The sequence below is a fragment of the Hymenobacter sp. genome, from assembly GCF_031398885.1.
In the GTDB taxonomy this organism is placed as follows: Bacteria; Bacteroidota; Bacteroidia; order Cytophagales; family Hymenobacteraceae; genus Hymenobacter.
Genome location: NZ_JANNOD010000093.1, coordinates 1 through 8,449, shown reverse-complemented (window position 1 = coordinate 8,449; position 8,449 = coordinate 1). Strand labels below are relative to the sequence as shown.

General features: G+C 60.7%; 7 protein-coding genes. 5 read left to right on the top strand and 2 right to left on the bottom strand.

The features are described from left to right. Nucleotides 1–136: 136 nt before the first annotated feature. The 5 genes from RMO51_RS17980 (at nucleotide 137) to RMO51_RS17960 (ending at nucleotide 5,851) form a co-directional block, all read left to right on the top strand. The gene (locus tag RMO51_RS17980) at nucleotides 137–805 is read left to right on the top strand and encodes a YggS family pyridoxal phosphate-dependent enzyme (protein WP_310396945.1); all 669 of its coding nucleotides are present in this window, start codon (nucleotides 137–139) and stop codon (nucleotides 803–805) included. A 124-nt stretch (nucleotides 806–929) separates the two neighbouring features. Beyond that, nucleotides 930–2,075: a hypothetical protein gene (locus tag RMO51_RS17975; protein WP_310396944.1), complete on the top strand. Its 1,146-nt coding sequence runs from the start codon at nucleotides 930–932 to the stop codon at nucleotides 2,073–2,075. 170 nt (nucleotides 2,076–2,245) lie between these two features. After that, nucleotides 2,246–3,220 (top strand): alpha/beta hydrolase, encoded by a 975-nt coding sequence (locus RMO51_RS17970; RefSeq protein WP_310396943.1) that lies wholly within the window; start codon nucleotides 2,246–2,248, stop codon nucleotides 3,218–3,220. Nucleotides 3,221–3,468: 248 nt separating this feature from the next. After that, on the top strand, nucleotides 3,469–3,984 hold the full coding sequence (locus RMO51_RS17965) for a hypothetical protein (protein WP_310396942.1): 516 nt from the start codon (nucleotides 3,469–3,471) through the stop codon (nucleotides 3,982–3,984). 184 nt (nucleotides 3,985–4,168) lie between these two features. After that, a complete protein-coding gene (locus RMO51_RS17960) occupies nucleotides 4,169–5,851 on the top strand; it encodes an AarF/ABC1/UbiB kinase family protein (protein WP_310396941.1) in 1,683 nt (560 codons plus the stop codon). 60 nt (nucleotides 5,852–5,911) lie between these two features. On the opposite strand, the gene RMO51_RS17955 is transcribed toward RMO51_RS17960, so the two are convergent. After that, the gene (locus RMO51_RS17955; protein ID WP_310396940.1) at nucleotides 5,912–6,463 is read right to left on the bottom strand and encodes a hypothetical protein; all 552 of its coding nucleotides are present in this window, start codon (nucleotides 6,461–6,463) and stop codon (nucleotides 5,912–5,914) included. 74 nt (nucleotides 6,464–6,537) lie between these two features. Then, nucleotides 6,538–8,274, bottom strand: a complete 1,737-nt coding sequence (locus tag RMO51_RS17950) for a phospho-sugar mutase (RefSeq protein ID WP_310396939.1) — start codon at nucleotides 8,272–8,274, stop codon at nucleotides 6,538–6,540. Between the last annotated feature and the right edge of the window lie 175 nt (nucleotides 8,275–8,449).

Sequence of the window (8,449 nt, the reverse complement as noted above, 5' to 3'; positions counted from 1 at the left end):
TCATGCTGAGCTTGCCGAAGCATCTCGCTCGCATCGTGCAACGATGTTGATTACTGTTCCCACGCGAGATGCTTCGGCTACGCTCAGCATGACGTTCTTTTTGCTCACTGCTCACTGCTCACTGTCAACTGAAATAATGTCCATCGCCGAAAATATTCATCGCATCGACGCCGAGCTGGCTGGCACCGCGGCCCGCCTGGTCGTGGTTACCAAAACCCACCCCGTCGAAAAACTCCGGGAAGCTTATGCCGCCGGCGCCCGCATTTTTGGTGAAAACCGGCCCCAGGAAATGGCTGCCAAGCAGCCCCAGCTGCCCGCCGACGTGGAATGGCACCTCATCGGCCAGCTGCAAACCAACAAAGTGAAGCTGCTGGCGCCCTTCGTGCACACGGTGCAAAGCGTGGACAGCCTCAAGCTGCTGCTGGAGCTTGACAAGCACGCGGCCACTCACCAGCGCGTCATCAACGGCCTGCTCCAATTCCACATCGCGCAGGAAGAAAACAAGTCCGGCCTCACCCTGCCCGAAGCCGAGGCCATCCTGACCTCGGCCGCTTACCAGGCCATGGCCAACGTGCGCCTCACCGGCGTCATGGGCGTGGCCACCTTCACCGCCGACGAAGCCCAGCTGCGCCGGGAGTTCCAGCAGCTGCGCGGGTACTTCAAGCACCTGAAAGCAGCGTATTTCGCCGCGGAGCCCGCGTTCTGCGAAACTTCCATGGGCATGAGCGGCGACTACCCGCTGGCTGTAGCCGAGGGCAGTACCCTGGTGCGGGTGGGCAGCGCCATCTTCGGCACCCGGGGCTGAACGAACGCTGCGCTTAATAACGCTGCGCTTAATGAGGAATGAGGAATGCGGTAAAAGCCATACCTTTCTTTCCCGGTCGCGTGAACACGTGAATAATTCTTCATTCCTCATTCCTCATTCCTCATTGAACCCCCCCCCGCCCGCCATTGCGGCCAATCAGCACATCTACGATGATTATTTCCGGGAGGAATTCACCCAGACGCTGGACGAAAACATCCTGCAATTGCTCGACCGGGTGTGGTTTCGCTCTGAGCTGGTGGGGTTCGACGATTACCCCGAGCGCAACAACCCCGACCGCCCGCTGATTTTCGCCAGCAACCACTCGGGCATGGCCTTTCCCTGGGACGCCATTGTGGCCCTGTCGCACCTGTGGCGCCACTTGCTGGGCCGCGGCGTGCTCCGTGATTTGCCGCGGCCCCTCTCGGCCCCGCTGCTCTCGCAAACGGCCCTGATGAACCCCTACCTGGTGAAGGACTTTTGGAAAAAATGCGGCTCCGTGGACGCCACGACGCTGAATTTTGAGACCATGATGTACTACCAGGACCACAACCTGATGCTGTACCCCGAGGGCGTGCCCGGCATCGGCAAGGGGTTCAACCGCAAGTACCAGTTCCAGCGCCTGGCCACCAGCATGGTGCGCCTGGGCCTGCTGCACAACACCGACATCGTGCCTTTTTACACCATCAACGCCGAGTATCTCAACCCCTACGCCTACAGCTGGGACTGGATAAATAACTTCACCAAGAAAATCGGCATTCCGTTTTTGCCGCTCACGGGGCTGCTGCTGCTGGTGCTCGTGCAGCCCTGGGCGTTTTACCTGGCCCTGCCCGCCAAGCTCGTGTTCGTGATGGGCACCCGCATCCGGCCCTCCGACCTCACCAGCAAAACCCCCGACGAGCTCACCCGCGAGGACTACCTGGCCCTCTCCGAGGAAATACGCCAGCGCATGCAAACCGAAATGGACGCCGCCGTGCTCGCCCACGGGCAGCAGCCCTACCGCTGGGGCGAGCTGTGGCAGCGCATGAAAGAAAACCGCCGCTACTTTCCGTTCTTTCTGCCCTTCGCCTGGCCCGCCGTGTTCACCGAGTTCGAGCGGCTCTACGTCAAAGAAGGCCGCCGCAATTTCCGCATGCAGCTCGACCGCCCCGGCGCCTGGCTGCGAATGCTCTGGCGCAACCCCATAACCCTGGCCTATTTCATCCCGTTGATTGGTTGGATTCCCCTGGCCATCAAAGGGTACCGGGGCAATAAGCTGGGGCAGAAACCGTAGAAGTTCGGTTGAATTGAAACAACTCAGCATTATTCGAACGTCATGCTGAGCGCAGCCGAAGCATCTCGCCCGCTTCGTTGCAACGATTCAACCGAAGCAGGCAAGATGCTTCGACCAACTCAGCCTGACGGCTTGACAAAACCCGTTCCCTGCTTCCAAACTCCCACCCGATGCCCTCTTTCCAACACTTGCTGCTCAAGCAGTTCCTCACCGCGGCGGCCGCGCCGCTGGCCCGGCGCCCGCCCAGCGTGGGGGCCATGCGCCTGGTCATGGAGGCCGGGTCGTTGTTTCAGTTCATGCCCTGGCGCGTGCACCTGGAAAGCCTCAGGCTCGACAACCGCTTCGAAGCCGAGTGGCTGCGGCCCCGGGCGGCCCACCCCACGCGGGTACTGCTGTACTTGCACGGCGGCGGCTACGTGCTGGGCTCCCTCAACACCCACCGCAGCCTGGCGGGTAGCCTGGCCCAGCGTTGCGGCCTCAACGTGCTGACCATCAACTACCGCAAAGCGCCCGACCACCCCTTTCCCGCCGCCCTCGACGACGCCAAGCGCGCCTACCGCTGGCTGCTGCGCCACGGCCACCGGCCGCACGACATCGTGGTGGCCGGCGACTCGGCCGGGGGCGGGCTGGCCCTGGCCCTATTGCTGGCCCTGCGCGACGCTGGCGAGCCTGCTCCCGCCGCCGGCATCGGCCTCTCGCCCTGGACCGACCTCAACCTGCCCATCACCGCCCTGCGCCGCGTGGCCCGCGAAGAAGGCCTGTTGCTCGAAGCCCTGCAAATGCGCACCTGGGGCCCGCTCTACGCCCACAAAACGCCCCTCACGCACCCGCTGCTCTCGCCCGCGCAGGCCGACTTGCACGGCTTGCCGCCGCTGCTCATCCAGGTGTCCACGGCCGAAGTGCTGTACGACGACGCGGTGAAATTCGTGGACAAGGCCCGGGCGGCCGGCGTGGCCGTCACCCTGCACTCCTTCGAGGGGCTGGTGCACTGGTGGCACCTGTTCTGGCGCCTGGTGCCCGAAGCGCGGCAGGCCCTCGACCAGGTGGCCGGTTTTTTGACCGGATTGTGGGCGGACCAGGAAGCCAGCCGGACCACGCCGCCTCTCACGCGGCGGCGGCCCAGCGTGCGCCGACGTGCGGCCTGAGCGGCGGCACAAGGGTTAATTTCCCCAAAAGTCAAGCACCGTTGTGCGAATGAATGAAAAATAAATTCATGTTTTGATGATTTTGGGGTACTTTTCAAAAAAAAACCGCTGTCGGCTACTCAACTATGCAGCTATAGATTCGTAGGTTTGTAATAGAACTAGTCGGCTTGCATACTAATCTACGGCAGCAACGGCTTTTACTTCAGCAACTTCCCTTTTCCCTTTTTCACCTTCAATCCGTTTTCACCATGGAAGATTTGTTCAAAAAATTCGTTAATGCCGGCGTTGGCTACATCGCGCAGGGAAGCAAGTCGCTCCAAACCACCATTGAGAAATTGGTGAAGGACAACAAGATGACCCAGGCCGAGGGCAAAAAGATTGTGGACGACCTGATGAAGAGCGGCGAAACCAAGCGCACCGAGCTAGAGAAGCAATTCCAGGGCCTGTCCGACCGCATCAAAACCACCGTGGGTCTGGGCGATTCCAAAACCAAGGGCAAGCCCGCCGCGAAGAAGCCCGCTGCCAAATCGGCTGCTAAGCCCGCTGCCAAGCCGGCCAGCAGCGCCGCCACCAAGCAAAGCTCGGCGACAGCCAAAGCCGCCGGCGCCACCAAAAAAGTGGCCGACAAAGTGAGTGCCGCCGCCGGTTCGACGCAAAAATCGGCTGCTGCCAAGGCCGGGGCCGCCAAACCCGCCAGCAAGCCGGCGGCAAAGAAGCCCGCCGCCGCCAGCGCTTCGGCTGCCAAAGCCGACGGCCAGGCGTAATCCGCTCCTTCGTTTTTTGCCAAAAGCCCCGTTCGCACCGCGCGAACGGGGCTTTTGTTCATCGCGCCAAGGCGTGGCGCAAAGCAAAATCCGCGGGTTAACGCCGTAAAAACTACATCCGACAAGTCTGGTGCGGCGGAGCGCCGCTGCGCGCTACAGCGCCGGGGTACTACTTTCACCACCGATGTTTAAAAACACAATTTCTAACCTCCATCGCATCCGGCAGGTGGCCGAGGTGCTGCTGCGCTACGGTTTTGAGGACGCGGTGACGACCACGCCGCTGCGCCGCCTCGTGAGCCAGGCCCGCCGCCTGAGCTGGCAGCGCGCCGACCGGCAGGTGTTTGAAACCACGCGTTGGGAGCGGGTCCGCCTCATTATTGAGGAGCTGGGGCCCACGTTCATTAAGCTGGCCCAGGCCATGAGCAACCGGGCCGACCTGTTGCCGCAGGCCCTGATTGACGAATTTGAGAAGCTGCAAAGCAACGTACCGCCGTTCGAGACGGCTCTGGCCCGGCAAATCATCGAGGAGGAGCTGGGCCGGCCGATAGCGGAGGTGTTCAGCGAGTTCGACGACACCACGCTCGGTTCGGCCAGCATCGGGCAGGTGCACCGGGCGCGGCTGCTGACGGGCGAGGAAGTGGTGGTGAAGGTGCAGCGCCCCGGCGTGCGCGATAAGGTGCGCTCCGACCTGGCCTTGCTGCACGAGCTGGTGCGCCTCACGGCGGGCTTCCTGCAGAAGCAGGGCCTGGCCAACCCGCAGGACGTGGTGGACGCCTTCGAGCGCAGCATGAGCAAGGAGCTGGACTACACCGCCGAGGCCCGGGCCATGGAGCAGTTCCGCAAGCTGTACGAAGACTACACCACGTTTTCCATTCCCAAGCCGTTTCGGGAGCTGAGCACCTCGCGCATCCTCGTGATTGAGTTTGTGAGCGGCTGCAAAATCACGGATAAGGCCCAACTGCTGGCTTGGAACCTAAGCCCCGCCGCCGTGGCCGAAAACGGCATGGACATTTACCTGACCCAGATTTTCGAGTTTGGGGTGTTCCACGCCGACCCGCACCCCGGCAACGTGCTGGTGCAGCCCGACGGCACCATTGTCCTCATCGACTTCGGCATGGTGGGCCGGCTCACCAAGCAGCAGAAGTACGCGTTTGCGGGGGTGTTCATCGGCATGGCCCGGCAGGACGCGCGCAGCATGGCGCTCAATTTCCGCCGCCTCGCCCTGACGGCCGAAATCCCGGACATGCGGGCCTTTGAGGCCGACCTGAGCCAGTTGATTGAGGACTTCGCCACGCTCGACGTGAAGGAAATGAGCATGAGCGACCTGGCCGATGCTCTCCAAACCGTCATCTACAACTACAAGCTGCAAGTGCCGGGCGCGGTGTTCCTCATTCTGCGGGCGCTGGTGATTCTCGAAGGCATTGGCAAGGTGCTGCATCCGCGCTTCAACACCTTTGAGTTCGTGCAGCCCTACGGCGCCAAGATTATCCGGGAGCAGTACTCGCGGGCCAACCTGCTCAGCGAAGCCGAATACACCGGCACCCAACTGCTGGCCCTGCTGCAAACCCTGCCGGCCGACGTGCGCCAGATTGTGCGCAAAATCAGCAAGGGCGAGTTGCGGGTGAAAATAGAATTGATTGGCTACAACACGCTGATGCGCAAAGCCGACCAGTTGGTGAGCCGCACCATTCTGGCGCTGCTGGGCGTGGGTGGGCTGCTATTCTCGGGCCTCACGCTGCTGGGGCGTTACTCGCCCGCCATGCCCTACCACCGCGGCGTGCCCGAACTCACGTGGTGGAGCCTGGGGGCCACGGGGTTTATGCTGGTGGTGCTGCTGCTCCTGGGCACGGGGCGGGGGGAGAAGTGAGGCGGTGGCTTGTTGAATAGCCGCAAATGGAGCAATCGATGCTGAGCGCAATAGCGCGAATTAAGGCGCATCAAAAAATCGGGGCTCAACTGCTAGGTAGCTGGCTATTTCAGTTGTGATTTCAGCAGCTTGGGTTTTTTGCCGAAATGGAAATTTGAAAGCTATGATGCTCTTTTGATTCACCTGCTCCAGTGACAGCATAACAATGTAGAATTTTTGAGGGCCGGCCGGCTCCCAAATGCCCCACGTGTCGTTGGCGGATTCGGAAACGGCAATTCGGCTTGAATAATATTTCATTACTACGCCCGTAACCGGTGGCAGCTCCAGCCAACGCCCAAACCGAAGGCCAAAGAAACTGCTAAAGTGCCGGTACCGGCGTTTGGGTCCATCAATTGCAAAATCATAAAAACTAAAGAGCAGATACCCGGCGATGCACAGTAAAACGAGGCCGAGTAGTACCGGCAAGGGGCCTTGATTTTCTCCGACTCCAGTGGGCTCACCTACTTGCGAGGCGACAAAGAAGCATAACCCACTTCCTGCCGTAAGAACCACTATTATTAGGCTCCGAAGGTTATTGTTGTAAAAAATAGTGGTTTCAAAAGGCGCGAGCATTACGGCCCAATAATTAATCAAAAAAGCGGGAAGGACTCCCACAGCCAGGCTGCTTTTAAGCAGTACGAAACGAACTATCGCAGCTGCATGTCCGCAATGATGGCCTGAATTCGCTCCTGCGCCAAACGAGTGGCCAAATCAAAATCCACCACGGATTTCAGTGGCTGCTTCACGCTGAAATAGAACTTAATTTTGGGCTCTGTGCCGCTGGGGCGAGCGGATATTTTGCTGCCGTCTTCGGTAATAAACTGCAGCACGTTGGAGCTTTCCAGGCCGGTTTCGGTGACGACGCCCGTGCGCAGGTCGTGGATTTGGCCGGTTTTGTAGTCCCGGATTTCTACCACGCGCAGGCCGGCGATGGTGGCGGGCGGGTTGGCGCGCAGGCCGGCCATCATCTCTTCAATTTCTTCGGCGCCGCGCTGGCCTTTTTTGGTGAGGGAAATCAGGTCTTCGACGTAGAGGCCGTAGTGGGCGTACATCTGCACCATTTCCTGGTAGAGGGTGCGGCCCTGGTCTTTGGCCACGGCGGCCATTTCGGCGATGAGCGCGCAGGCCGACACCGCGTCTTTGTCGCGCACGAAATCACCGATGAGAAAGCCGTAGCTCTCCTCGCCGCCGCCAACGTAGGTTTCCTGGCCTTCGAGGTCGCGGATGAGGCCGGCGATGTACTTGAAGCCGGTGAGCGTCTGGTAGCTCTTCACGGCGTGCTGGCGGGCGATGTCGCCCAGGATTTCACTCGTCACGATGGTGTAGACGATGTAGTCCTTGTCGGTGGCCTGGCCGGTGCGGTGTCGGGCCGAGAGCAGGTAATAGGTGAGCAGGGCGGCGGTCTGGTTGCCGTTGAGCAGCACCCAGTCGCCGTTGTCGTTGCGCACGCCCACGCCCACGCGGTCGGCGTCGGGGTCGGTGGCCAGCACGAGGTCGGCGCTGGTAGCCTGGGCCTGGTCGAGGGCCAGTTGCATGGCACTTTGCTCCTCGGGGTTGGGGGACTGCACGGTGGGGAAATTCCCGTCGGGCACAGCTTGCGCTTCGACCACGTGCACGTTGGTGAAGCCGAACTCGCGCAACAGGCCGGGCACAAGCGTGATGCCCGAGCCGTGAATGGGCGTGAATACGATGTGCAAATCGTGCTGCCGCTGCACGGCGGCGGGGTCGATGCTGAGCTGCTTGGCGCGGGCGAAATACCGGGCGTCAACATTGGCGCCGACGCTAATTATTTTTGAATCGTCCGCGTTGAATTTTACCTCGCTGATGCTGGTGATTCGGTTTACTTCAATGATGATGTTTTTGTCGTGCGGGGCCACTACCTGCGCGCCGTCGTTCCAGTACACTTTGTAGCCGTTGTATTCTTTAGGGTTGTGCGAAGCGGTAATTACGCAGCCGCTTTGGCAGCCCAATTCGCGAATGGCAAAGGATAATTCCGGCGTGGGCCGCAACGCATCGAATAAATAAACGGTGATGCCATTGCCCGAGAAGATACCAGCCGCGATTTGCGCAAACTCGGCGCTATTATTTCGGCTGTCGTGCGCAATGGCGACTTTAATTTCCTGGTCGGGAAAACTTTGCTTTAAGTAATTGCACAGGCCCTGCGTGGCCATGCCCAGCGTGTAGCGGTTCATGCGGTTCGAGCCCGGGCCCATGACACCGCGTAGGCCGCCGGTCCCGAATTCGAGCGTGCGATAGAAGGCGTCGGTCAGGGCTTCCTCATGGCCCTGGGCCACCAGCTCGCGGATGGCCAGCTGGGTTTGGGCGTCGTAGTCGGCCGTGAGCCAGGAATTGATGGTGGTCTGGATTTCGGGGGCGAGGGGCATATGAAACAGGGTTAAAAACTCTGCGAACCTCTGCGCGCACCTCCGCGGGGGCGCCCCCGGCAAAAAACCAAAATTTAGGGGGGGGGGGCCGGGGGGGGGCCACGGGGTGGGCGCGGGGGAAAAAATTATTAATTAAAAAATTAAAAAACGGGCGGGGCGCGCGCCAAAAAGTATG

Coding starts and splice junctions, on each gene's coding strand:
- RMO51_RS17980 (WP_310396945.1), top strand. CDS start 137: ATGTCCATCGCCGAAAATATTCATCGCATCGACGCCGAGCTGGCTGGC.
- RMO51_RS17970 (WP_310396943.1), top strand. CDS start 2,246: ATGCCCTCTTTCCAACACTTGCTGCTCAAGCAGTTCCTCACCGCGGCG.
- RMO51_RS17965 (WP_310396942.1), top strand. CDS start 3,469: ATGGAAGATTTGTTCAAAAAATTCGTTAATGCCGGCGTTGGCTACATC.
- RMO51_RS17960 (WP_310396941.1), top strand. CDS start 4,169: ATGTTTAAAAACACAATTTCTAACCTCCATCGCATCCGGCAGGTGGCC.
- RMO51_RS17955 (WP_310396940.1), bottom strand. CDS start 6,463: ATGCTCGCGCCTTTTGAAACCACTATTTTTTACAACAATAACCTTCGG.
- RMO51_RS17950 (WP_310396939.1), bottom strand. CDS start 8,274: ATGCCCCTCGCCCCCGAAATCCAGACCACCATCAATTCCTGGCTCACG.